The sequence below is a fragment of the Paraburkholderia sp. GAS32 genome (genome assembly GCF_050434225.1).
Taxonomy (GTDB): domain Bacteria; phylum Pseudomonadota; class Gammaproteobacteria; order Burkholderiales; family Burkholderiaceae; genus Paraburkholderia; species Paraburkholderia madseniana.
In genome coordinates, this window is record NZ_JBNPVS010000035.1 from 48,322 (window position 1) to 72,169 (window position 23,848).

At 61.4% G+C, this 23,848-nt stretch carries 20 protein-coding genes; 13 read left to right on the forward strand and 7 right to left on the reverse strand.

The window, feature by feature from the left end:
- Positions 1 to 48: 48 nt before the first annotated feature.
- From P3T25_RS33080 to P3T25_RS33105, 6 genes are all read left to right on the forward strand, one after another.
- The gene (locus P3T25_RS33080; RefSeq protein WP_429361184.1) at positions 49 to 825 is read left to right on the forward strand and encodes a DUF1295 domain-containing protein; all 777 of its coding nucleotides are present in this window, start codon (positions 49 to 51) and stop codon (positions 823 to 825) included.
- 123 nt (positions 826 to 948) lie between these two features.
- A complete protein-coding gene (locus tag P3T25_RS33085) occupies positions 949 to 1,548 on the forward strand; it encodes a uracil-DNA glycosylase family protein (protein WP_171927737.1) in 600 nt (199 codons plus the stop codon).
- Positions 1,549 to 1,727: 179 nt separating this feature from the next.
- Positions 1,728 to 2,327: a cytochrome b gene (locus P3T25_RS33090; RefSeq protein ID WP_154563045.1), complete on the forward strand. Its 600-nt coding sequence runs from the start codon at positions 1,728 to 1,730 to the stop codon at positions 2,325 to 2,327.
- Positions 2,328 to 2,383: 56 nt separating this feature from the next.
- Positions 2,384 to 3,835, forward strand: a complete 1,452-nt coding sequence (locus P3T25_RS33095; RefSeq protein WP_429361187.1) for a glycosyltransferase family 2 protein — start codon at positions 2,384 to 2,386, stop codon at positions 3,833 to 3,835.
- A gap of 191 nt (positions 3,836 to 4,026) precedes the next feature.
- Positions 4,027 to 5,265: a Rieske 2Fe-2S domain-containing protein gene (locus P3T25_RS33100; RefSeq protein WP_429361189.1), complete on the forward strand. Its 1,239-nt coding sequence runs from the start codon at positions 4,027 to 4,029 to the stop codon at positions 5,263 to 5,265.
- 446 nt (positions 5,266 to 5,711) lie between these two features.
- Positions 5,712 to 6,131 carry a rubredoxin gene (locus P3T25_RS33105; protein ID WP_429361191.1) on the forward strand — a complete coding sequence of 140 codons (420 nt, stop codon included), beginning with the start codon at positions 5,712 to 5,714 and terminating at the stop codon, positions 6,129 to 6,131.
- Here the strand turns inward: P3T25_RS33105 and P3T25_RS33110 are convergent.
- The gene (locus P3T25_RS33110) at positions 6,128 to 6,973 is read right to left on the reverse strand and encodes an oxidoreductase (protein WP_154563053.1); all 846 of its coding nucleotides are present in this window, start codon (positions 6,971 to 6,973) and stop codon (positions 6,128 to 6,130) included. The two genes, P3T25_RS33105 and P3T25_RS33110, sit on opposite strands and share 4 nt — an antisense overlap.
- 57 nt (positions 6,974 to 7,030) lie before the next feature.
- Positions 7,031 to 7,960: a LysR family transcriptional regulator gene (locus P3T25_RS33115; RefSeq protein ID WP_429361193.1), complete on the reverse strand. Its 930-nt coding sequence runs from the start codon at positions 7,958 to 7,960 to the stop codon at positions 7,031 to 7,033.
- Between the two features lie 83 nt (positions 7,961 to 8,043).
- Here P3T25_RS33115 and lysA point away from each other — a divergent pair, with 83 nt between their 5' ends.
- A complete protein-coding gene (gene lysA / locus P3T25_RS33120; protein WP_429361195.1) occupies positions 8,044 to 9,312 on the forward strand; it encodes a diaminopimelate decarboxylase in 1,269 nt (422 codons plus the stop codon).
- Between the two features lie 121 nt (positions 9,313 to 9,433).
- On the opposite strand, the gene P3T25_RS33125 is transcribed toward lysA, so the two are convergent.
- The gene (locus P3T25_RS33125; RefSeq protein ID WP_429361197.1) at positions 9,434 to 10,354 is read right to left on the reverse strand and encodes a LysR family transcriptional regulator; all 921 of its coding nucleotides are present in this window, start codon (positions 10,352 to 10,354) and stop codon (positions 9,434 to 9,436) included.
- A 116-nt stretch (positions 10,355 to 10,470) separates the two neighbouring features.
- Between P3T25_RS33125 and P3T25_RS33130 the strand changes: the two genes are divergently transcribed.
- Together P3T25_RS33130 and P3T25_RS33135 are read left to right on the forward strand one after the other, a co-directional pair.
- Positions 10,471 to 11,238, forward strand: a complete 768-nt coding sequence (locus tag P3T25_RS33130) for a transporter substrate-binding domain-containing protein (RefSeq protein ID WP_429361199.1) — start codon at positions 10,471 to 10,473, stop codon at positions 11,236 to 11,238.
- A gap of 39 nt (positions 11,239 to 11,277) precedes the next feature.
- Complete coding sequence (locus tag P3T25_RS33135; RefSeq protein ID WP_429361201.1) at positions 11,278 to 12,393, forward strand: succinylglutamate desuccinylase/aspartoacylase family protein; 1,116 nt, start codon at positions 11,278 to 11,280, stop codon at positions 12,391 to 12,393.
- A gap of 85 nt (positions 12,394 to 12,478) precedes the next feature.
- Here the strand turns inward: P3T25_RS33135 and P3T25_RS33140 are convergent, their stop codons facing one another.
- From P3T25_RS33140 to P3T25_RS33155, 4 genes are all read right to left on the reverse strand, one after another.
- A complete protein-coding gene (locus P3T25_RS33140) occupies positions 12,479 to 12,745 on the reverse strand; it encodes a cupin domain-containing protein (protein WP_429361203.1) in 267 nt (88 codons plus the stop codon).
- 76 nt (positions 12,746 to 12,821) lie between these two features.
- Complete coding sequence (locus P3T25_RS33145) at positions 12,822 to 13,226, reverse strand: hypothetical protein (protein WP_429361205.1); 405 nt, start codon at positions 13,224 to 13,226, stop codon at positions 12,822 to 12,824.
- Positions 13,227 to 13,640: 414 nt separating this feature from the next.
- Positions 13,641 to 15,797: a phosphocholine-specific phospholipase C gene (locus tag P3T25_RS33150; protein WP_429361207.1), complete on the reverse strand. Its 2,157-nt coding sequence runs from the start codon at positions 15,795 to 15,797 to the stop codon at positions 13,641 to 13,643.
- A 63-nt stretch (positions 15,798 to 15,860) separates the two neighbouring features.
- The gene (locus P3T25_RS33155) at positions 15,861 to 16,175 is read right to left on the reverse strand and encodes a hypothetical protein (protein ID WP_154565217.1); all 315 of its coding nucleotides are present in this window, start codon (positions 16,173 to 16,175) and stop codon (positions 15,861 to 15,863) included.
- Positions 16,176 to 16,385: 210 nt separating this feature from the next.
- Between P3T25_RS33155 and P3T25_RS33160 the strand changes: the two genes are divergently transcribed.
- Genes P3T25_RS33160 through P3T25_RS33175 form a run of 4 tightly spaced genes read left to right on the forward strand, consistent with a single transcriptional unit; the run spans position 16,386 to position 23,811 of the window.
- Positions 16,386 to 18,464 carry an amylo-alpha-1,6-glucosidase gene (locus P3T25_RS33160; protein ID WP_429361210.1) on the forward strand — a complete coding sequence of 693 codons (2,079 nt, stop codon included), beginning with the start codon at positions 16,386 to 16,388 and terminating at the stop codon, positions 18,462 to 18,464.
- A 51-nt stretch (positions 18,465 to 18,515) separates the two neighbouring features.
- Positions 18,516 to 21,323 (forward strand): MGH1-like glycoside hydrolase domain-containing protein, encoded by a 2,808-nt coding sequence (locus P3T25_RS33165; RefSeq protein WP_429361212.1) that lies wholly within the window; start codon positions 18,516 to 18,518, stop codon positions 21,321 to 21,323.
- 59 nt (positions 21,324 to 21,382) lie between these two features.
- Positions 21,383 to 22,975, forward strand: coding sequence for a glucose-6-phosphate dehydrogenase (gene zwf, locus P3T25_RS33170; RefSeq protein ID WP_429361214.1), 1,593 nt, complete (start codon positions 21,383 to 21,385; stop codon positions 22,973 to 22,975).
- Between the two features lie 35 nt (positions 22,976 to 23,010).
- Positions 23,011 to 23,811, forward strand: coding sequence for an ROK family protein (locus P3T25_RS33175; RefSeq protein WP_429361216.1), 801 nt, complete (start codon positions 23,011 to 23,013; stop codon positions 23,809 to 23,811).
- Positions 23,812 to 23,848 lie beyond the last annotated feature (37 nt).

Genomic DNA, 23,848 nt, shown 5'->3' on the forward strand with positions numbered 1-23,848 from the left:
TCGCGCACTTACAGCGTATAACCCGCATCGCCATCGAATGAGGCCCCCATGTCGCCACTTGCCGCCGCCGTGATCGCCCTGATTGCGCTCATCGTGATCTTCAGCGCCGTCTGGGCATGGCAGTTGAAGACCGGGAATGCCGGCATGGTCGACCCGGTCTGGGCTTATTCGCTCGGCCTGGTCGCGGTGCTCTATGCCGTGCTCGGCAACGGCGATCAGGGATCGCGTGCACTGGCCGCGCTGGGTGGCCTGGTTTGGGGCGTGCGGCTCGGCACGCATCTGTGGAGACGCAATTTCGACAAGCCTGAAGACGCGCGCTATCGCCGCTTCCGTGAAGAGTGGGGCAACAAGGCAGCCAGCAAGATGTTCTGGTTTTTCCAGGTGCAAGTCGTGATTTCGATGCTGCTGTCGATTGCATTTCTGGTGCCGTCATACCGGAGCAGCACACCGGCCATCGGCTGGATCGGGCTGGCGGTTGTGGTGTGGATCGCATCGGTAGTCGGCGAAGGCATCGCGGACCGTCAACTCAAGCGCTTCACACAGGACCCGGCCAATCACAACAGCGTGTGCCGCGTTGGCCTGTGGCGCTATTCACGGCATCCGAACTACTTCTTTGAATGCGTGCATTGGGTTGCTTACATCGCGCTGTCGATCGGCCCGCCCTGGGGTTGGGCCACCTTGTTGCCGCCGGTGCTGATGGTGTTTCTGCTGCTGAAGCTCTCCGGCATTCCGCTGCTCGAAGAAAGCATGGCGAAAAGGCGCGCGGGTTACGCCGATTACATGCGCACCACCAGCGCGCTGATTCCGTGGCCGCCGCGGCATTGAGATGAGCCGGCCACGGCGAGCGCGTGTTCATGTTCATGTTCGGCTACGCGAACGGGAATGAGTGGGGCGTGGGACACTACCGGTTTGTAAAACGCTAAACCGAATCCTGATCCGCGCCTCGGTATGACCGCCAGGAAACCCATTTCACTGAACACGTTGTTGCACGACATTCGCGCCTGTACGGTGTGCGCGCCGGTGCTGCCGCATGCACCGCGACCGGTCGTCGTGGCGTCGGCTGATTCGCGCATTCTGATCATCGGCCAGGCGCCCGGTGCGCGCGTGCATGCTTCGGGCATTCCATGGAGCGACGCCAGTGGCGCACGTTTGCGCAACTGGCTCGAGGTCTCCGACGAGACCTTTTACGACGCCTCGAAATTTGCCATCGTGCCGATGGGTTTCTGCTTTCCGGGCAGAGGGGCGAGTGGCGATTTGCCGCCGCGGCCCGAATGCGCCGCGCTTTGGCATCAGGCCTTGCTCGCGCAGTTGCGCGAGGTGCGGCTCACGTTACTGATTGGCCAATACGCACAGCGTTTTGGCCTCGGCGACGCCTTCGGGCCGACGCTAACCGATACGCTGCTGCGCTGGCGAGATTACGGCCCCCACGTGATACCGCTCCCGCACCCCTCGCCGCGCAATATTGCCTGGTTCAAGCGCAACCCGTGGTTCGAAGCGGATGTATTGCCGACTTTGCGGGCGCGGGTTGGTGCGGCGCTCCAGGCGTGATTTGCCTCGCGCCGTCGAAATACGTCGAAATAATCGGAAACACACAATTAAGCAACTGGCGGAATAAAACGGCAAACTGATGCGTTTGCTTCATACCGCCGGCGTGATCAGACCTGCTGCGGCACGGCCGAATTTTCAAACAGCTTTCGCCAGAAAACCATTTGTAGACGGAACGACCGATGAATACTCACGCCGACTCCCTGACCGATTCGACCGGCACGCCGCTGGCGTCGCGCTATACCCGCACGGCGATAACGCTGCACTGGCTGATCGCGCTGCTGATGATCGGCAATGTCGTACTCGGCCTGACCGCGGAATCATGGCCCGACGACTGGGTGCGTCCGGTAGTCGACACTCATAAGTCGATCGGCATCACGGTGCTTGGTCTCGCGTTGATGCGCATTTTGTGGCGCGTGACGCACAAGCCGCCGCCGTTGCCGCGTGAGTTTCCGTCGTGGGAAAAGATCGCCGCGCACGTTGCCCACTTCCTGCTGTATCTGCTGATGATCGCATTGCCGCTATCCGGCTGGCTGCACGATTCCGCGTGGAAAGATGCCGCCACGCATCCGATGCGCCTGTTCAATCTGTTCCCCTGGCCGCGCATCGGTTACGTGATGAATCTCGATCCGGTGCTCAAGGAGTCCTTGCACGACCGCTTCGGCGCCTTGCATACGTGGCTTGGCTACGCGCTGTATGCGTTGCTGGCGATGCATATCGGCGGCGCGTTGAAGCATCAATGGATCGATCGCAAGTCGGTTCTGAAACGCATGGTGCGGTAAGCACCGCCACGCTGCTTTCTATCTAATAACCACCAACGACGGACTCAGCAGTCATTTTGAAGAAAACTCTGGAACAGGCACTCGCCCTTGCATCGCCGCGCATTCTGCCGCGTCCCACTACGCTGCTGAGCACGCTGATTCATTTCAGCGTCGTCATGCTGTGGTTGTTGCTGTTCGCCCGCGCATTCTTCCTGCAAGGCGTGGTGGCGTGGTCGACCGGCATTGCGTACGTCGTGTACGACACCTTGCTGCTCGCCTTCGTCACGTGGAAAACGCTACCGTTGATGCGGCCCACGCCGCCGCTCGAGCCGGACTTCGATGCGCGCAACTTGCCGGGCCTGGGTGTGATCGTCGCGTCGCATAACGAGGCGACGGTATTGCCGGTGACGCTCGCCGCGCTGCTGCGCCAGACGCATGGCCCGGCGCAAATTGTGATCGCCGACGACGGTTCCACCGATGCCACCCATGCGCTGCTCACCGAACGCTTTGGCCTCACTGCCGCCGCTAATGGCGTGCTGAGCGCGCCGAGTTCGCTCTACCCGAATCTGTACTGGCTGCGCGTGCCGCACGGCGGCAAGGCGCGTGCGCTGAACGCCGCCATCATGGTCATGACCACCGAGACCGTGATGACCGTCGACGCCGACACGCTGCTCGACGACGACGCCACCTACGCGATGCGCGCCGCCTTCGCGAGCGAGCCGAAGCTGGTCGCGGCGGCCGGCATTCTGGTGCCGGTGTGCGGCAAATCGGTGTCGGGCCGCGTGTTCCAGTGGTTCCAGACCTACGAGTACATGCGCAATTTCATCGCCCGTTTTGCATGGATGCGCGCCGACAGTCTGCTGCTGATTTCCGGCGCCTTCGCGTCGTTCAGGCGCGACTCGCTGGTCGACGTGGGCGGTTTCGATCCGCAGTGCCTGGTCGAAGACTACGAACTGATTCATCGGCTGCGCCGCTATTCGGTCGATCATGGTCTCGGCTGGGACGTGCGCGTGGTCGGCGATGCGCATGCGCATACCGACGCGCCGGACAACCTCGGCAGTTTCCTGCGGCAGCGCCGCCGCTGGTTTGCGGGTTTCCTGCAAACGCAATACTGGAACCGCGACATGACCGGCAACCCGCGCTACGGCACGATGGGCATGCTGATGCTGCCGGTCAAGGCCATCGATACGATGCAGCCGATCTACGGGCTGACCGCCTTCGCGCTGCTGCTCGGCTTTCTGTTCGGCGGGCACGGCGCGATCGTCGTGTCGATTTTCAGCGTGATCGGCCTCAAAACGGCGATCGACCTCGCGTTTTATCTCTGGTGTATCCATCTGTACCGCCGCTGGACCGGCGAGCGCACCGGCTCCAGTTTGTGGATGGCGGTACTCGCAGCGATCGCCGAGCCGTTCACGTTCCAGTTGGTGCGGCACGTCGGCGCACTGCTCGGCTGGCTGCATTTCCTGCGTGGCGGACGCTCGTGGGGCGGGCAACGCCGCTCCGGGCTCGTGGCGCGCGACGAAAGCTAACCGCCAATCGCCTCATTTGACGACCGTAGGGTCGCAGGCAGGCGCGATTGCGCCCATGGGCTGCGCAATGGGGTATGGCATGCCACCAGCGGAACCATGCCGCTTCGGCTTCGAGTAGACTGTACGGCGATGTCGGCCCGCGAATTGCAGGGCGACCACCTTCCATCCGCTCGTGCACGGAGGCTCCACCTATGCATGCTGTTCCCCCGCTCGAACAAGACACCGTCGATGCGCCGGTCCATACGTCTTCTGCTCATGCGGCCGCGCAAACCAACGCGCCAACAGGCGCGAATGCACACGCGCCGGATCAGGCCGCCAACGACGCCCCAGTGCGCGATCTGCGCCGCGTCGGTATTCACCCTGATTACTGGTATCCGCTCGCGTGGTCGCATGAGGTGAAGCGGGGCAAGACGCATGGTGTGACGTTCGCGGGTGAGCCGATCGTGCTGGCGCGTACGGAGTCCGGCAAGGTGTTCGCGCTCGAAGATCGCTGCGCGCATCGCCAGGTACCGTTGCATCAGGGCGTGGTGGACGGCGAATCGATCCGCTGCGGGTATCACGGTTGGACCTACGACTGTTCGGGCACCTGCATCGACGTGCCGTATCTGGGCCGCGAACGTCTGCCCAATGGCGTGCGTTCTTATCCGTGCCGCGAAGTCGAAGGCCTGATTTTCGTGTTTCCCGGCAATGCCGAGTTGGCCGAAGAACGGCCGCTACCGGCGTTCGGCTCCGTATCCGACAAGAAGTACAAGACGCGCCGTTTCGGCCGTCCGGTCAATTGCCACTATTCGTTCATGCACGAGAACCTGATGGACATGAACCATCAGTTCCTGCATCGCCGGCAAATGGGGCAGATGCGCGCGCGGTCGGTGGGTCGCCGGCGTGGCGAGGGCTGGGTCGAAGTCGATTACACGTTTGCGCGCATGGCTGGCCAGCAGCCGATCGGCGAAGCGATCGTGTTCGGCCAGAGCCGCAAGACAGGCGGCGACAACGACAAGGACGTGATGACGATCCGCACCGAGTATCCGTATCAGACGCTGCAGATCCGCACGTCCGATCAGACGCTGGTGATGGATTTGTGGATCGTCTACGTGCCGCTCGATCGTGAGCAGCGCACGAACCGCACCTTTGGCCTGCTGTCGATTCGCAAACCGGGCATTCCAGGCGTGCTGAATCTCGCGTGGCCGCTGCTCGTGTGGTTCACCGAACGCATTTTCAAGGAAGACCGCGAGATCGTCGAAGCAGAACAGCGTGCGCACGACTCGCAGGGCGCGGACTGGAATCACGAAGTGTTTCCGGTTATCAACGAACTACGCGCCTTGCTGCGCGAGAGCGGCGCGCCGGATCACGTGGTGGGCGCTGGTACCGGTGGCGCCGCGGTGATCCGCTTCTGGGATTCGCGTCACGGCAATCCATTGTCGAATACCTGATATTCGAGCTTTTTGGGGCTTCGGCCGTTGCCGCGATCGTGGCGGCGGTGTCGGAGCATGCTGGCGAGGTGGCTGTTTCGTAGGCCGCTTTCCGCCCGGTGGAGAATGAATCCATCTCCACCCGGTAGGGAATTCAAGCCGATCGACTAGCGATAATGGCATCTGACACGCCGAGGTTTGCGCCAATCGAGATGCGCCCGCCTCCGACCCGTGTACTATTTCGCTTTTTCCGATCTTTAAGAACGCCTCGTGACTACGCAACACATCCCCACCGCATCCCGTAAATCCCTCACTCTGCTGCAACTGCTGGGCCTCATCGGCGCCGCTGGACTGATTGCGGCGATCGTGCTGAACCAGTTCGTCTGATCCCGCCGCGAAGCCCTCGCTTCAAGCATTCGACTCTATACCGGCGCTCGCCGCCGGCTTCATCGATATTCCGATTTGCCATGTACAAGAAGGGCGTCGCCGTAGAAATCCAGTTTTCTCCCGAACGGCTCAACGACGGCGCTGGCGATCCGTACTGGATCGATTTGACGCAGGTCGAAGCGCAACGGCTGTTGGAAAGCCTGCAGGCACGCCTGGCTGAAAATAGTGCAGGTACGGTCGCGCCTTTGGTCGTGAGCCTTGATGAGATGGCGGCGTCGCGAGCGGCGGTCGATGCCCCGCATGCGGCGGAAGAAAGCGCCGCGCTTGCGGACGACTTCAGACAATGGGTCTGCGTGATTTGCGGCTGGATCTACGACGAAGCCGCCGGCTTGCCGGAAGAAGGTATCGCGCCGGGCACCCGCTGGGCAGATGTCCCGGCCGACTGGCGCTGCCCACTGTGCGACGTGGGCAAGGAAGATTTTGCGTTGGTCGAGTTTTAAGCCGGATAATCCGCGCCGACCGTCGTGGCCTCCCACGCATCGAAGTCGCCGCGCATGAAGTCCAGCTTCTTGCGCGCCAGTTCGAGCGCCATCTTGCCGAGCAGCAAACGCAGCGGCGGCTTGTCTGACAGCGCGGCGTCGATGATCGCCTGGGCGGCGCGCACCGGATCGCCCGCCTGCTTGCCGCTGCGCGCCTCGGTTTGCTTGCGGCGCTCGCCAGCCGTGGCTGCATAGTCGTCGATCTCGGTCGCCGATTGCTTGATCGACGGACCTGCCCAGTTCGTGCGGAACGGGCCGGGTTCGACGATCAATACGTCGATGCCGAGCGGCTTCACTTCCGTCGCGAGCGATTCGGACAAACCTTCCACCGCGTATTTGGTGGCGTGGTAATAACCGGTCGCGGCGAAACTCGTGATGCCGCCAATCGACGACACATTCACGATCAAGCCACTGTGCTGCTCACGCATGATCGGCAACACGGCCTTCGTTATGTCGACCAGACCGAACACGTTGGTCTCAAACATGGCGCGGACTTCGTCGTCCTCGCCTTCTTCGATCGCGGCCAGATAGCCGTAACCCGCGTTATTGACGAGCGCGTCGATGCGGCCGAAACGTTGTTTGGCTTGCGCGACCACGTCGTCGATCTGCTTGCGGTTCGTCACGTCGAGCGGGAGAACCAGCGCGCGATCGCCATGCGCTTCGGCGATGTCTTTCACTTTCGACGGGTCTCGTGCGGTGACCACCGCGCGCCAGCCGCGCTCCAGCACCAACTTCGCTAACTCGCGGCCGAAGCCGGTGGAACAGCCTGTAATCAGCCAGACGGGATTGTCTCGATTCATCATTTGGGAAACTCCTGTTGATGGGCGAACGTGGCGCGGTTTGTTAGTCGAATAGCGCCCTTATTGCTGCTTGCGTTTTGAGTGGGTTTTTAATTGTATTCGCAACGCGTCGGCCTCGCTTTGCAGCGCGTCGACGAACGCAACGGCCAGCGGATGGCTTGGGCGATGCTCCGGATGAACCACGCTCACGCGAAACGGCAGCGACACGGCAAGCGGCCGGATATGCAGATTGCGGCCCGCGAAATCCAACGCCGTAAGCGGATTGACGATGGCCACGCCGAGACCTTGCCGCACGAAGCTGCAAACGGAGACGGCAGTGGGTGTCTCGATCATCTGGCGGCGCGCGATGCCCGCTTGCGTGAAGGCTTCGTCGATCTGAATCCGGTACGGATCGTTCGACGACAGACTGATGAAGGGTTGATTCGCGAAGTCCTTCAAATCGATCACGCGCTTTGCGAGCAATGGATGCCCATCGGGCAGCACGCAAACTTCGTCCACTTCGAGCAAAGGTGTCAAGCGTGTTCCAGCAGGCGGCGCGCCGTGTTCGGTCAGGCCGAGGTCATAACGCTGCGCGGTCAGCCATTCTTCGAGAAACGGCGATTCCTGCGTCGCGATCGAGAGGCTGACGCCGGGCTGTGCGTCGTGAAAACGTTTCGCCGCGCCTGGCAGGATCGAGTGCGAAAACGCGGGTAACGCGATGATGGAAAGCTGACCGCCCTGAAATTCGCGCAGACTTGCCGCTGTGGACGCCACTCGTTCTAGGCCGATGTAGGCGCGCTTGACTTCATCGAACAACGTCAACGCGGACATGGTTGGACGCAGCCGTCCATGCACGCGTTCGAACAAGGCAAAACCGATGCTCTGTTCCATGCGCGCAAGTTCGCGGCTTACCGTGGGTTGTGAAGTGAACAGCATCTCGGCTGCCTTGGTGACGCTGCCTGCCGTCATCAACGCGCGGAAGACTTCGATATGTCGATGAGTGAGCGCCATGATTTCTATATCAGGAATGAATGCATTAGCGAAAAATAGGTATTTTACTGAATGACCGGTTCTCAGCATCATGGTGCTCACTAATGCTTCGATATAGAGGGCCGCCAACCGTGACCACATTCAATCCACCGCAACTCGTCGAACTCGCGCATCAGTACGGCACGCCCATTTGGGTCTATGACGCGGACGTGATCCGCCAGCGTATCGCCGAATTGCGCAGCTTCGACGTGATTCGCTATGCACAGAAGGCGTGTTCGAACGTGCATATCCTGAGGCTGATGCGCGACGAAGGGGCGATGGTCGATGCGGTGTCTTCAGGCGAAATCGCGCGTAGTCTCGGGGCGGGTTTCCAGCCGGACGGCGATCCTGAGGGCGTGGTGTTTACGGCAGATCTTGTCGATCACGCGACGCTGGCCACCGTGATCGAGCATCGCATCACGGTCAACGCCGGTTCGCTCGATATGCTCGACCGTATTGGACGACACGCGCCTGAAGGTCACCGTGTGTGGTTGCGGATCAATCCCGGTTTCGGCCACGGACACAGCAACAAAACCAACACGGGCGGCGAGCACAGCAAGCACGGCATCTGGCTTGACGACGTGCCGCTGGCGATTGCCATGGTGCGACGTTACGGTCTGAAGCTGGTCGGGCTGCACATGCATATCGGCTCCGGCGTCGACTACACGCATCTATCGCGCGTGTGCGATGCAATGGTCGAAGCGGTGCAAGGCTTGGGCCACGATATCGAAGCGATTTCGGCCGGTGGCGGTTTATCGGTGCCGTACAGGGAAGGTGAGCCGCGGATCGACGTCGAGCATTATTTCCGTCTTTGGGACGCGGCGCGGCGGCAGATCGAAACGCATCTTGGGCATCGCGTGAGACTCGAAATCGAGCCGGGGCGCTTTCTGGTTGCAGAAGCGGGTGTGCTGGTTGCCGAGGTGCACGCGCTGAACCGGCGGCCGAACCGGCAGTTCGCCTTGGTGGATGCGGGATTCAATGATCTGGTGAGGCCGTCGTTCTACGGCAGCCATCATGAGATGACGGTGGTGAAGGGTAATGGCGTGCCGAGCGAAGCGCCGGCTGGCTCTTTCGCGGTGGCCGGGCCGTTGTGCGAGGCCGGCGATGTGTTTACGCAGGAGGCGGGCGGTGTCGTCACGAGCCGCTCCATGCAGACGGCGGAAGTGGGGGACTTCATCGTGTTTCATGACGCGGGGGCGTACGGTGCGTCGATGTCATCGAACTACAACAGCAGGCCGTTGGCGCCTGAGGTGTTGCTGGAAAACGGCACGCCGCGGTTGATTCGGCGCAGGCAGACCATCGAGGAGTTGATCGCGCTCGAAACGCCAAATTGATTCTGTCGAGCGTGGTCGCTGCGAACCGTCGGCCGTACGCCAGGCCACCGCAAGCGTTGTGCATTGCGAATGCACGTTCGACGCTAAAGCGGCCCTCGTCGGGCTCCTTATGCCCCAGCGCTCATCGCGCCCGCACTGTACGCATGTACGACGCAATCATCGTCGCGAGTTCCTGTGCGGCGGGTGTGACGGGAATCGCCGCGCGTTGCAGCAGGCACACGTTCTGCTCGACTGCGCGTTCGGGCACATTGATCGACGTGAGGGTGCTCGCAAACGGCCCACGCTTCACGACGATCGACGACTCCAGCGACAGGCAGTCCGTCGCTCCCACCAGATGCAGCGTCTCGTACAGACCTTCCACCGTCGCGATGATTTTCGGCGGCGGCAGGCCGCGGCTCTCGAACAGATGGTTCAGGCGATTGACCTGCGGATCGTCGGTGAGATTCGGCGAGCGCGTTGCCACCCACGTGCAACCGACGAGATCGGCAATCGAGGTGGCGCCCGCTTTCGGATGACCGCGACGGCAGACGACCACGGGATCGGACGGATAGAGCTGCGTGACGGACAGATCGGCCGTATCGGTGTACTTCGACACTAGCGCGACAGCGAAATCGAGCGTGCCTTCGCGAATCCACGAAATCATCATCCGTGAGGTGCCGGTGCGCAAATGTACGGCGACCCGCTCGAAGCGCGCGCGGAATTCCATCAGCACCGGCGCGAAGGCGTCAATCAGCGGCTCCGTGGTCATGCCGAACGTGACCTCGCCCGCGTAGTCGCCACGCAGTTGCTGCACTTCCTGCTCGGCCCGCTCGCATTCGCCGAGAATCGCGCCGGCGCGCTGCAAGAGCCGCTGGCCGAGCGCGGTCAGCGCGATGCCGCGGTTCGTGCGGGTGAATAAAGTCGCGCCCAGCATCGATTCGAGATTCTGCAACTGCTGCGTGATGCCGCTCTGGGCGATGCCGAGCGCCCGCGACGCCGCGCGGATGCTGCCGTGCTCGGCAACGGCGGTGAACGCGCGTAGCTGGGAGATCGTCAGCGCCATGAGAAGTCTCTGTGATCGGTAAAAGTGATCATGATATTACTTTCGGGGCTTCTTTGAGGCGCAACGGCGGCATAGGATGGCCCTGTAGTAATCCGCCCAACCCACACCCGCCTCCCATGAAAATTCCGCTGATGATCTTGAGCGCCGCGCTGGCTTTCAGCAGTTGTGCGTTTGCCGCCGACCCCGCCATGCTGCGCCTCGGTATCGATCCGACCTATCCGCCAATGGACTCCAAGGCGCCCGACGGCAGCTTTAAAGGTTTCGACGTCGATCTCGGCAACGAAATCTGCCGGCGCATCCATGCGCGTTGCCAATGGGTCGAACTCGAGTTCTCGGGGATGATTCCCGCGCTGCAGGCGCGCAAGATCGACGCGATCCTTTCGTCGATGGCGATCACGGAGAAACGCGAGCAACAGATTCTGTTTTCGTCGAAGCTGTTCCGGTTCAAATCGCGGCTGATCGCGCGGCAAGGTTCGGCGCTCGCGCGCGGGTTGAATGCGTTGGCCGGCAAGCAGATCGGCGTGCAGTCGGGGACGCAGTTCGAAGGGTACGCGCTAAAGAATTGGGCGCCGCTTGGCGTGCACGTGGTTGCGTACAAGAGTCAGGATGAGGTGTTCGCCGACTTGCAGAACGGTCGCCTCGATGGCGCGCTGCTCGGATCTGTTGAAGCCGACTACGGCTTTTTGCGCACGCCGGCGGGGAAGGGGTTTGCGTTTGTCGGCGAGCCGCTTTCGATGGGTGATCGCGGCGTGGGCATCGGCTTGCGCAAGGATGAGACTGCGGTGCAGGTGTCCATTAACGAGGCGATTGCTTCGATGCGCAAGGACGGTACGTACGCGCAGATTGCGAAGAAGTATTTTGACTTCGATCCGTACGGCAATTGATTCTCTTACTTCATATCCTTCTCCAGGCTTCCCGCTCTCATGAACAAGCAATCGATTCCGCTTCTATCGCCGGCTATCGGCACACACCGCGAACTGGTGTCGTTTCACTTTGGTCCCGCGGATAGCGGACAGAAGATCTATATCCAGTCGTCGCTGCATGCCGATGAAACGCCGGCGATGTTGACGACGGTTTTGCTAAAGCGTCGATTGCTCGAACTGGAGAAGCAAGGTGCGTTGAATGCCGAGATTGTGCTGGTGCCGGTGGCGAATCCGGTTGGGCTTGGGCAGTATGTTCTCGGGCAGTTTCTTGGGCGCTTCGATCTGGGCAGCGGCAAGAACTTCAATCGACACTTCATGCAGTTTTCGAAGCTGGTGGAGCGGGCTAAGGATGCCTTGGGTTCGGATGCTGCGGAGAATCGGCGGATTGTTCGCGAGTTGATCGCTGCTGAACTCGCCGAGCAGAAGCCGTTGACTGAGTTCGAGTCGCTGCAACTGGCGCTGCTGAAGCTTTCTTTCGATGCGGACGTGGTGATCGATTTGCATTGCTCTTTGGAAGCGGCGATGCACCTCTATACCAGTGAGGCGGCGTGGCCTGAGTTTGAGCCTTTGTCACGGTATCTGGGGGCGCAGGCTTCGTTGCTCGCGACTAACTCGGGCGGTGAGTCGTTTGATGAGACGCATAGCTTGTTGTGGTGGCAACTGCAGCAAGCTATGCCTGCTGATAAACCGGTACCCAATGGGGCGATTGCTGTCACTGTGGAGTGCCGTGGGCAGCGGGACGTGTCTTATGAAGTCGCGCAGGAGGACGCAGACGCGTTGATTGACTATCTGGTCTGGCGCAAGGCTATCAAGCTCGATGTGAAGCCTTTGCCCGAGTTGCTCGCGCCCGCTACGCCGCTCGCTGGCAGCGAGCAGTTCTATGCGCCTGTTAGCGGAATTCTGATTCATCGCGCGAAGATCGGCGACACGATTCGTGTCGGGCAGGCGCTGTTTGATATCGTCGATCCGTTGACTGACGAGACGACTACGCTATGTAGCAACACCGAAGGGGTGTTTTATATGCGGCGCGCGATTCGGTTTGTGACGGCGGGGGCGCCGTTGGGGCGGGTTACGGGGAAGAAGGCGTTCAGGACCGGGATCTTGTTGGGGGCGTGAGTCATTCGTTTTGCTGACGGCCAGGCGCACTGGTGTTTTCAGACCACGCCAGCCTGCTGGGTGCGCCTGCCGTCTGCAGGTTTTCTTACTTCCTTCCCACCAGATACGTCACACCATTCGGACCGTAGCGCTCTGCATGCGGTTTGTTCGCCGGTAAGTGGAAGACGTCGCCGACTTTATATGCTTGCTCGGTGTCGCCCACGCGTATCTGCAACTCGCCTTCCAGAATCAACGCTTTCGCTTCGAATGAATGTTCATGCACATCCATCGTGGTGTTCGCCTCGCGCGTCACAACGACGGCCTCAGGGAATCCTTCTTTCGTCAGGCTTTCAGTGAATGCTTCGCGGTCCATGGCGTCTCCATCGGTAAGTAGGGGCGGAGATTCACTGTACCGCTATCCGCCAATTCGTGCAGAGCGCGGCCGTATGTCATGCCAATGCTGTTATGCCAGCGCCGACCTTCCTGCGCGTTCTCGAGTGCGGCGCCACTGATTCACCCAGCCCTTTCCTGCGCCGTGCAGCGTTCGATTCTGCTTCCTCCGCATCGGCCATCACGACCGTCATTTTCCCCCGCTCAATGTTCGCCTCGGTTTCGTACTGATGTGCCGTACGCTCCAACAACTCCGCAAGCAACATCTGGTCGCGACGGTCGCGACGGTCGCAATGGTTCATCGCGATACCTTTGCGCAGCGTCCTGGCTAGCATAGCCAGCGATGAAAGCCGTTCCACATACGTGCGGGTTGCTTCCAATACCTCGCCGGCAAGTCGCTTATATTCAGCGGGCTTCACCGAAAGACGAGGGTTCATAAACGGAGCTTCAGCGGGTTTGCTCATGGCGCGATTTCCGGTTGATTCTCGAAATCGCCCGACACTCGCTGCAAACGGGTGGGCGGGCACGTAGCGAGGTTGAGAGACCGGTGTCCCGACAAGCCGGCGAGCCTTGCGGCCCCCTCGCCATCACCCGCCCGTTGAAGGCGCGTTGAGGCAAACGCACGGACCTGCATAACAGGTTATGCGATCGGAACAGTCGGGCTCTCACACCCGGTCGTCATTGTTTTGACGACCGCCAAATTATAAGTGCACCCTTCTCTTAAAATTCACTTTGTTAAGCTAACTATATAACTTTGGCCAATCGGCCTAAGACAGCCGCAACATGCCCTCAGCGCAACGACAGCAAACTTCTGAACTTCGATCAAGCGACCCAACAAAGCAGCCGCTCAACCGAAGCCCATCCAGCTTCACCCGCCCTTAATTCACCACCAACACCGGCGCCACAGCCGCCGGATCACTAATACTCGGCCGGCCATTCTCAACGTGCCCAGCCACGCGACGCGAGAAGCTGGCGTCATCGTTACTCGTCACCGTCAAGTCATACCAATGATGGCTCGACGCCAGCACCCAAGCCTCTTCGATATGCGCCTCCGCCGGCACCAGCACCGGACGCGTCCGCGCCCCATACGCGTTGTCGGTCACCGTCAAGCGCGCAACACCGCCTCCCTTGTTGCTGAACTTCAGAAACACGTTGCCGTTCGCAACATCGTATTGCACCTTGATTTCCGGCTGCGCGGGCTTGCCGTTGCCATGGCCGCCCGAGGCTGCCTGCGCCGTTTGCGCCGTCGCCGGTTGCGTATTCCCCGCAAACTTACGCACGAAACCATTCGGCCCAAACACCTCGAATGCATACACACCGTTCGTCGTCGTCAGGTCAAAGCTTTCATTGAGCGACTTGCCGGCCTCGACGGTATAACGCCACGGACCATCCGTGCGATTCGTCGAGTACACGTAGAAATGCGCGCCTTGATCGCCGCTATTGGCAAGCACGATCTCGAACGTGTTCTTCTTTACATCCGCGTGACCGTTCACGTGCAACTCATACGGCAGCGCACGGGCGAAACGGATACCGCTTTCCTGCGGGTCAATTGCGCCGAGCGTCGTGGGCACAGTCGGCTTCGGCTGCGTCGCGCACTGATTGTCGGCGATGCTCTTGTAGTTGCTCGTGTCCGGCAGCGGCGGCACCTTCGAATCCGGCGTGCGGAAGTCGAACGCCGTGGTCAGGTCACCGCACACTGCGCGGCGCCATTGCGTGATATTCGGCTCATACACACCAAAGCGCGTTTCGATGAAGCGAATCACCGACGTATGATCGAACACCTGCGAGCACACAAAACCACCCTTGCTCCACGGCGATACGATCGTCATCGGCACGCGCGGGCCGAGGCCGTACGGCAGGCCGTCCGCGGTGTAGCTGCCGCCACGCGCCGGATTCACCACGTTGTGAATTTCACCGTCGGTGCTGACCGTCGACTGGCCTTGCGCCGGCGTCGTCGCCGGTTGTGGCGGCACGAGGTGGTCGAAGAAGCCGTCGTTCTCGTCGTACATGATGAATAGCACGGTCTTGCTCCACACTTCGGGATTCGACGTCAATGCATCGAGAATCTGCGACGTGTATTCCGCGCCGTATGCGGGCGTATAGCTCGGGTGCTCGGAGTACACAGCCGGCGGGCACAGCCACGACACTTGCGGCAGCTTGTTGGCCAGCACGTCGGCCTTCAGGTCGTCGATGGTGCGCACGGTTTGCGCACGCTCATACAACGGCGAACCCGGCTGCGCGTTGATGAAGTTCGCGAAGTTCTGCAGGACGTTGGTGCCGTAGTTGCCATTCAACGGATCGGCGCCGGTCAAACCCTGCTGATACACCTGCCACGAAATCCCCGCGGCTTGCAGGCGTTCCGGGTACGTGGTCCACGAGAGCAATTGATAATTCGGCGGACCGTCGCCGTCGACGAAATCGTTGTTGTCGAGCAGCGGACCGCCCAGCGTGCCGGTCGGATCGACCATGCCGGTCATCAGATACGAACGGTTCGGGTGCGTCGGTCCCGGCAGCGAGCAGAAGTAGGCGTCGCAGATCGTGAATGCATCGGCCAGCGCGTAGTGGAACGGAATGTCGCTGCGCAGGTGATAGCCCATCGTCATGTCGGTCTTGTTCGCGGGCCACTGGTCGTAGCGGCCGCCGTCGATGGCGGCATGCGTCTTATACCAGGTATGGTCAAGATCGCCGACGCATTGCGCGCTGGTCGTCGCCGTGTTCAGATGGAACGGCAGCACCGGCTGGGTCGGGTCTTCCTTCGACGGTTGATACCACACCGGCTTGCCGCCCGGCAGCGGAATCGGGAAGCGGTCGTTGTAACCACGTACGCCGCGCAGGTGGCCGAAGTAGTGGTCGAACGAACGGTTCTCCTGCATGAACACGACGATGTGCTCGACATCGCGGATGGTGCCGGTGCGCGAAAACGCGGGCACGGCAAGCGCATTGCGAATGGACTCGGGCAGCGCGGTCAGCGCGGCGGCGGCGCCGGCGGATGAAGCCACGGTCTGCAGGAAACGGCGACGGCTATTTGATGTCATCGAATATCACCTTCTGCGGGTGGGGAAAGAATAGCGCGCCTCGCGCGCGCCGGAGGAGTCAGGTCAGTTGCTGTTGGCGTTGTCGCCCGGTGCGTAATGCATCACGGGCGTGACTTGCTGGCTGTCGGCAGCGAGGCTGGCTTGCATGTTTTGTGTGATCGGGTCGGACGCGGCGGCAGGGCCGGCTGCGAGTGGCGCTGATGCGTTGAGCATCCCCGCCACGGGAACTGTCGTGGCGTTTTGCGCGACAGCATTATTAGCGGCGGTTGGCGATGAAGACGTCGAGGCCGAGCCGGAGTCATCGGCGCCGCAACCGCTCAACGCGAAAGTTGCGAGTGCAACGAAAACGGCGCTGGCCAGGCGGGTGTCTGTTCTCATGTCTGCATCCAATGTGTGGCGGCGGATGCAGTCTCCATTCCTTTCGAGAAATAATTGTGAAACGTTTGCGAGTGGATAGACTTGCGTCGCAATGTCGGCTGGTAGAAAGGAAATGGAAAGCAGTAAGCAGGAGAATGGTCACGTTAGCGCCATACGGCTGAAGCCTTGGCACACCGAACGATTTGCGGCTTTGTATACCTTGGCAGCGCCATGACACGCATCGAAAGACCTTTCGACATCACGCGTCTCGAAGACGAATGGCTCGAAGCAGACGGCTTCGGCGGCTTCGCTTCGGGAACCGTCGGCATACTGCGCACGCGCCGCTATCACGCGTTGCTGCTCACGGCTACGCGCGCGCCTGGCGGGCGCGTGGTACTCGTGAACGGGGTGGAAGCGTGGCTCGAAGCGGACGGCCAGCGTTATCCGTTGAGCATGCAGCGGTATGTGCCGGACGTGATCTATCCCGACCTGACAGCGAGTCTTCTCGCGTTCGACACCGACCCGTGGCCGACATGGCGTTTGCAACTCGATCCGCAGAAAACGCTGATAGCGGAAGCGTTCGTGAGCAAAGCGACGCGCGAAACGGTTTTGCGGTGGCGGCTGGAAGGTTCTGAGGCGGCTTCTGGCGCGGGTGCGTTCACCCTGAAAGTCCGGCCCTTGCTCTCCGGGCGCGATTACCATGCACTGCACCACGAAAACTCCGCGTTCAATTTCAACGTGCAGACGAGCAGCGATCAGGCGTGCACGAGTTGGCAGCCTTATGGCGACCTGCCGGTCGTTAATGCGGCGACCAATGGCGTCTACGCGCACGCACCTGATTGGTACCGAAACTTCTGCTACGTTCGCGAGCGCGAGCGTGGCCTCGATTTCAGCGAAGACTTGGCAACGCCCGGCGTGTTCAGCTTCAATCTTGCCGATGGCGAAGCGGTGATGATCCTCAGCGCGTCGATCGCATGCTCAGCATCCGTGTCGGAGCCGTCCTCAGTATCCGCGTCGGAGCCGGCAGGTACGAAGGCAGTCGCCGACTATGCAGCGGAGTCGGCCGGCATCGGCAACCGTGTAACGAAGCCGGCAGGCGTGAACCTAGCCGCCCAGGCAACGGAACTCGCAAACATCGAACAGCAGCGCCGCAGCGCACTTGGCCCACGTCTGCAACGTTCCGCCGATGCCTACCTCGTTGCCCGCAACGAAGGTCGCACGATCCTCGCCGGCTTTCCATGGTTCACCGATTGGGGCCGCGACACGTTCATCGCCATGCGCGGCTTGCTGATCGCAACGGGGCGCCTCGACGAAGCCGAAGCGATCCTGCTCGAATGGTCGGGCACCTTGTCCGAGGGCATGCTGCCGAATCGCTTTCCCGACTACGGTGACACCCCTGAATACAACTCCGTCGATGCATCGTTATGGTTCGTCATCGCCGTCCACGACTATCTGGCGACGAGCCACGCAAAAGCCGACACCCGAGCACGCCTGCAGCAGGCAGTCGAAACCATCCTCTTGGGCTACACGAACGGCACGCGCTTCAACATCAAAGCCTCCGCCGACGACGGCCTCCTGAGCGCCGGCGTCCCCGGTGTACAACTCACGTGGATGGACGCAAAGGTCGGCGATTGGGTGGTCACTCCACGCATCGGCAAACCCGTGGAAGTGCAGGCACTCTGGATCAACGCATTGCGCATTGCAGCAACGTGGAATCCGCAGTGGCAGCCACCTGCGGAGCGAGCGTTGCAAGCGTTTCATGAACGTTTTACCGATCCGGCGACGCAAGCGCTCGTCGATAACGTCGACGTGGATTTCGTGAAAGGTGCGGTTGACCGCTCGATCCGCCCAAATCAGATCTTCGCCGTAGGCGGCCTGCCGTTTCCGTTACTCGAAGACGCGGCGGCGCGCGCGGTGGTCGATCAGGTCGAAGCGCACTTGCTCACGCCGCTTGGCCTCAGAACGCTCGCCCCGTCCGATCCTGCCTACCGCGGGCACTACGGCGGCACGCCGCTGGAGCGCGATGGTGCCTATCATCAAGGGACGGTCTGGCCATGGCTGCTAGGCCCATTCGTCGAAGCATGGCTGCGGGTTCACGGCGCCGAGCCGGATGCCCGTACACAAGCCAAAGCGCGCTTTCTCGACCCGCTGTACGCGCATCTCGATCACGCCGGCCTCGACCATCTCTCCGAAATTGCCGACGGCGATGCGCCGCACACGCCCGCCGGCACGCCGTTTCAGGCGTGGTCGCTGGGGGAGTTGCTGCGCATCGAAAACCTGCTTGCCCGATTGGAGTCCATCGCCCCTTAAACCGCGCTACGATGTGAGTCCCACCGCCAGGCCCGACGCAAGGACGTAGTCATGCCACCGCTGCGCGCTGCCAATCTGCTCGATACGATCGAAGGTTCCCGCCTGCACTCCGCCGACTGTGCCCATTGGCAACGCTGGGGGCCGTATCTCAGCGAGCGTCAGTGGGGCACGGTGCGCGAGGATTACAGCGCGGATGGCACCGCCTGGGACTCTTTCCCCCACGACCACGCACGCAGCCGCGCTTACCGTTGGGGCGAAGACGGCATCGCCGGTTTCGGCGACGACAAACTGAGCTGGTGCGTGTCGCTCGCGCTGTGGAACCGCAAAGACCCGATCCTGAAGGAACGTCTGTTCGGCCTCACCAACGCCCAGGGCAATCACGGCGAGGACGTAAAAGAGCTGTACTTCTACGTCGACGGCACGCCCACGCATTCATACATGCGGATGCTCTACAAGTACCCGCACGCCGCCTTTCCGTACGACGACCTCGTGCAGGAAAACGCGCGGCGTGGCGGCGACATGCCGGAATACGAAATTCTCGACACCGGCGTGTTCGACGATTGCTGTTACTTCGACGTGCAGGTTGAGTACGCGAAGCATGCGCCCGACGACATCCTGATGCGTGTGACGATCGAGAATCGCGCGGACGAGGCGGCTTCGCTCGACGTGCTGCCGCAGATCTGGGCGCGCAATTCGTGGTCGTGGAAGGAAAACAAGGACAAGCCGTCGCTTGTCGCGGGCAAGGATCACAACGGTGAAGTCCATGTGGTCGGCAAGCAGCATGGCCATGAGCCGATCGTCGTGACAGCGTGGTCGAAAGACGCGCCGCAGATGGCGTGGCTGTTCTGCGAGAACGACACCAACGTCAAGCGTCTGTTCAACATGGAGGGCGCGGGGCCGTTCAAGGACGGCTTCAACGACTACCTCGTCCACGGCGACGAGCAGGCGGTCCGTCGCGATGCCGGCACCAAGGCGGGTGCGCATGCTTCGATTGAACTCGGCCCGCATGGCCGCGCCGTGGTGTACATGCGCTGGCGTCCGCAGTCGGCGCCCGACGACACGCAACTCGATGCGGATGCGGTGTTCGCTCACCGCATCGCCGAGGCCGATGAATTCTATGGCGCGCTGCAACACGAAATCGACGATCCCGATGCACGCCTCGTGCAGCGCCAGGCGCTCGCCGGCATGCTGTGGTCCAAGCAGTACTACCAGTACGACGTGCAGCGCTGGCTCGAAGGCGATCCGCTGCAACCCACGCCGCCTGGGTCCCGCAAACGCGGCCGCAATGCGGACTGGCGGCATCTGTGCAACGCGGACATCGTGTCGATGCCCGACAAGTGGGAATACCCGTGGTACGCGTCATGGGACCTGGCGTTTCATGCGGCCGCGTTCGCGCTGATCGATCCTGCGTTTGCCAAGCGGCAATTGTTGCTGCTGGTGAAGGACCGCTATCAGCATCCGAATGGCCAGATACCCGCCTACGAATGGGCGCTCGGCGACGCGAATCCGCCCGTGCATGCCTGGGCCGCGTGGCGCGTCTATGAAATCGACCGCGCGCTGACCGGCAAGGCGGATCGGGATTTTCTGGAACTCGTATTTCACAAGCTTCTGCTGAATTTCACGTGGTGGGTGAACCGCAAGGATGCGGACGGCCGTAACGTTTTTCAGGGCGGCTTTCTCGGACTGGACAACGTGGGTATGTTCGACCGCTCGTCGCCGCTGCCAACTGGCGGTCACATCGATCAGGCCGACGGCACCGCCTGGATGGCCGCATACGCGCTCGACCTGATGCGGATCGCGCTCGAACTCGCGTATGCGAACCACGTGTTCGTCGATATCGGTGTGAAGTTTTTCGAGCACTTCCTGTATATCGCCGAGGCCGTGAGTTGCGACGACGGTTGCGATACCGGTCTATGGGACAGCGAAGACGAATTCTTCTACGACAAACTGCGCCTGCCCGACGGCAGCAATATTCCTATGCGCCTGCGCTCGATCGTAGGCCTGATTCCGCTTTTCGCGGTGCACGTGCTTGAAGAGCGTTTGCATGGTCACTTGCCGGGTCTGCGCGAGCGGCTCGTCTGGTTCCTCGAGCATCGCCCCGATCTGGCGAAGCTGGTCTCGCGCTGGAACGAGCCCGGCAAGGGTAATGCGTTACTGCTCTCGCTGCTTCGCGGGCATCGGATGAAAGCGCTGCTGCGTCGAGCGCTCGACGAAAGCGAATTCCTCTCCGATCACGGCGTGCGGGCGCTGTCGCGATTCCATCGCGACCATCCGTTCGAGTTCAACCACAACGGCACCAGCGTCACCGTCAAGTATCTGCCGGCCGAATCCGACACACGGGTGTTCGGCGGCAATTCGAACTGGCGCGGACCGGTATGGATGCCGGTGAACTATCTGCTGATTGAATCGCTGTACGAATTTCATCGTTACTACGGCGATAGCTTCCGTGTCGAATATCCGACCGGCTCAGGGCAGAAGTTTTCGCTCAGCGAAATTGGTGACGAACTGGCGCGCCGGGCGACCACATTGTTCCTGAAGGACAGAAATGGCGAACGTCCGGTGATGGGCGCGTATCCACTTTTGCAGGCCGACCCGCGTTCGCGTGACCTCGTGCTGTTCCATGAGTATTTCCATGGTGACAACGGGCGTGGCGTGGGTGCTTCGCATCAAACCGGCTGGAGCGGCCTGGTGGCGCTGCTTCTGCAACCGAGGGCGATGGGCGCATCCGGCAATGTGCCGCTGGCTGGCGAGCCGGACCGGGCACCGATGCCGACGTCGACTTCGGCGCCTGCTCCGGCATACACACCCGAGTCCGCGCCCGAACCTGCGCCTGCGCTGGTAACGGCGGTGACCAAGTAGCGAGGTCTTTCATGTGCCGCCACGTCCGTTCCATTGGCTTCCTTCCTTAAGCGAATCCCATGTCGACTACTCCGAACACCCCAACTTCCGCTAGTCGCGAACCCAGTTGCAAAGTCGGCGCGGGTCCGCATGAGGCACCATCGTCGCCGGCCGGCAAACGACCTGCGCCGCCTTGCACGCTGGTGATCTTCGGTGCGGGCGGTGATCTGACCAAACGGTTGCTGATGCCCGCGCTGTACAACCTCGCGGTGGACGGCCTGCTCGATGACGGCATGAAGATCATCGGCGTGAATCACGGCGAACGCGAGACGAGCGTATGGCGCGAAGACTTGCATAAGTCGCTGCAACAGTTCGCCGCCGACAAAGCCAGCACCTTCCATGCCGGCAAGCTCGACGACAAAGCGTGGGACTGGGTCGCGCAGCGGCTCGAATACATGGCCGGTGAGTTCGAAACCGACGACACGTTCGCGATGCTCAAGCAAAAGCTCGATCAGTCGCCGGGTGGCAATGTGATTTTTTACCTGGCGGTCACTGCGCGCTTTTTTAAACCGATCGTCGAGCATCTCGGCAAAGCGGGCTTGCTGAAAGAAGGTGAGGGCAGCTTCCGCCGCATCGTGATTGAGAAACCATTCGGCACCGATCTCGCTTCGGCGCGTGATCTGAACGCGCACATTCTGTCGTACGCGGACGAGTCGCAGGTGTATCGCATCGATCACTTTCTCGGGAAGGACACCGTGCAGAGCATTCTCGCGGTGCGCTTTGCGAATGCGCTGTTCGAACCGATCTGGCGGCGCGAATATATCGACAGCGTGCAGATCACCGCGGCCGAAACGATCGGCGTGGAGGGACGCGGCAAATTTTACGAGCAGACCGGCGCGTTCCGCGACATGCTGCCGAACCACCTGTTCCAGTTGCTCGGCATGGTCGCCATGGAGCCGCCCAATTCGTTCGATGCCGAAGCCGTGCGCGACAAGAAGGCTGAAATCTCCGACGCAATCCAGCCGCTGACTGCCGACGACGTCGTCTTCGGTCAATACGAAAAGGGTCCGGCGGGCATCGGCTATCGCGAGGAACCGGACGTCGCGCCGGACAGTACGACCGAAACCTACGCCGCCGCCCGTGTGTACGTCGAGAACTGGCGCTGGGCGGGCGTACCGTTCTATCTGCGCACCGGTAAGCGGCTCGCCGCGCGCCGCACGGAGATCTCGGTACAACTGAAGCCGGTGCCGTTCCGTCTGTTCCGCGATACACCGGTCGACGCGCTGACGCCGAACGTGCTGACCTTGCGCATCGATCCCGCGCACGGCACGAGCTTCGATTTCAATGTGAAGACGCCGGGGCCGGTGATGCAGATCGGCGCGGTGCAGTCTTCTTTCGACTACGCGGACTTCTTCGCCGAACGGGCGAACGTTGGCTACGAGACTTTGCTGTACGACTGCATGCTGGGTGACGAGACGCTGTTCCAGCGCGCCGACAGCATCGAGACGAGCTGGTGCGCGGTGGACGACGTGCTGCACCCGAAGACTGGCGGCGCGATGCCGGTGCACGGTTATGCTGCTGGCAGCGAGGGACCTGCTGAAGCAGACGCGCTGCTCGCACGCGACGGCCATGCATGGCGACCTTTAAAGCAGGATGCAGTCGAAAAGAAGTAATTCCATGAGGCGCACCAACACAATCGGGGGACACCGTGGCCACACGTAAGACGAAAGCAAAAAGCAGTATCGAGCGGATTCTGGCGATCGATGTCGGTGGCACGGGCTTGAAAGCCGCGATCATCGATGCGGACGGTCAGATGAAAACCGACCGTTTGCGCGTGCCTACGCCGCATCCGTGCACGCCGGATCAACTGGTGGATGCGTTGGTGAGGCTGGTCGAGCCGCTCGTCGAAAAGGAGCCGCCTACGCTGATGTCGATTGGCTTTCCGGGTGTGGTGCGCAACAACCGCATTTTGACGGCGCCGCATTTTGGCGTTGAAGGCTGGCACGATATTCCGCTTGCGGATTCGCTGGCGCAACGCCTCGGTGGTCTGCCGGTGCGCATGATCAACGACGCGGAGATGCAGGGCTTTGCCGCGATCGAAGGTCATGGGATCGAGCTCGTCCTGACGCTTGGCACGGGCGCGGGCACGGCGCTGTTCCGCGACGGCGAGTTGATGCCTCACCTCGAGCTTGCGCATCATCCGGTCAGCAAGAAGGGGGTGGCGTACGACGAGTACATCGGCGACGCAGCGCGCGAGAAGGCAGGAAACAAGCGCTGGAATCGCCGGGTCCAGAAGATAATCGGCATTCTCAATTCGCTGGTGAACTATGACAAGCTGTGGATTGGCGGTGGCAACGCGGCGCGGCTGACGTTCAAATTGCCCGCAAATGTCGCGACCGTATCGAACGATGCGGGAATCGAAGGGGGCGCGCGCTTGTGGCATCCAAAGTCATTGCGTGAGACGCGGCAGTTGCCGGAGGCGAATGAGCGGACGGGCCGGTTCAAGTGATGCGTTGTGTGCTGATGGATTCGTTGCGCGTCGGCGG

Coding starts and splice junctions, on each gene's coding strand:
- P3T25_RS33140 (WP_429361203.1), bottom strand. CDS start 12,745: ATGGACCGCGAAGCATTCACTGAAAGCCTGACGAAAGAAGGATTCCCT.
- P3T25_RS33165 (WP_429361212.1), top strand. CDS start 18,516: ATGCCACCGCTGCGCGCTGCCAATCTGCTCGATACGATCGAAGGTTCC.
- P3T25_RS33100 (WP_429361189.1), top strand. CDS start 4,027: ATGCATGCTGTTCCCCCGCTCGAACAAGACACCGTCGATGCGCCGGTC.
- P3T25_RS33155 (WP_154565217.1), bottom strand. CDS start 16,175: ATGAGAACAGACACCCGCCTGGCCAGCGCCGTTTTCGTTGCACTCGCA.
- P3T25_RS33105 (WP_429361191.1), top strand. CDS start 5,712: ATGTACAAGAAGGGCGTCGCCGTAGAAATCCAGTTTTCTCCCGAACGG.
- P3T25_RS33150 (WP_429361207.1), bottom strand. CDS start 15,797: ATGACATCAAATAGCCGTCGCCGTTTCCTGCAGACCGTGGCTTCATCC.
- P3T25_RS33145 (WP_429361205.1), bottom strand. CDS start 13,226: ATGAGCAAACCCGCTGAAGCTCCGTTTATGAACCCTCGTCTTTCGGTG.
- P3T25_RS33125 (WP_429361197.1), bottom strand. CDS start 10,354: ATGGCGCTGACGATCTCCCAGCTACGCGCGTTCACCGCCGTTGCCGAG.
- P3T25_RS33085 (WP_171927737.1), top strand. CDS start 949: ATGACCGCCAGGAAACCCATTTCACTGAACACGTTGTTGCACGACATT.
- P3T25_RS33130 (WP_429361199.1), top strand. CDS start 10,471: ATGAAAATTCCGCTGATGATCTTGAGCGCCGCGCTGGCTTTCAGCAGT.
- P3T25_RS33115 (WP_429361193.1), bottom strand. CDS start 7,960: ATGGCGCTCACTCATCGACATATCGAAGTCTTCCGCGCGTTGATGACG.
- P3T25_RS33110 (WP_154563053.1), bottom strand. CDS start 6,973: ATGATGAATCGAGACAATCCCGTCTGGCTGATTACAGGCTGTTCCACC.
- P3T25_RS33160 (WP_429361210.1), top strand. CDS start 16,386: ATGACACGCATCGAAAGACCTTTCGACATCACGCGTCTCGAAGACGAA.
- zwf (WP_429361214.1), top strand. CDS start 21,383: ATGTCGACTACTCCGAACACCCCAACTTCCGCTAGTCGCGAACCCAGT.
- lysA (WP_429361195.1), top strand. CDS start 8,044: ATGCTTCGATATAGAGGGCCGCCAACCGTGACCACATTCAATCCACCG.
- P3T25_RS33135 (WP_429361201.1), top strand. CDS start 11,278: ATGAACAAGCAATCGATTCCGCTTCTATCGCCGGCTATCGGCACACAC.
- P3T25_RS33080 (WP_429361184.1), top strand. CDS start 49: ATGTCGCCACTTGCCGCCGCCGTGATCGCCCTGATTGCGCTCATCGTG.
- P3T25_RS33090 (WP_154563045.1), top strand. CDS start 1,728: ATGAATACTCACGCCGACTCCCTGACCGATTCGACCGGCACGCCGCTG.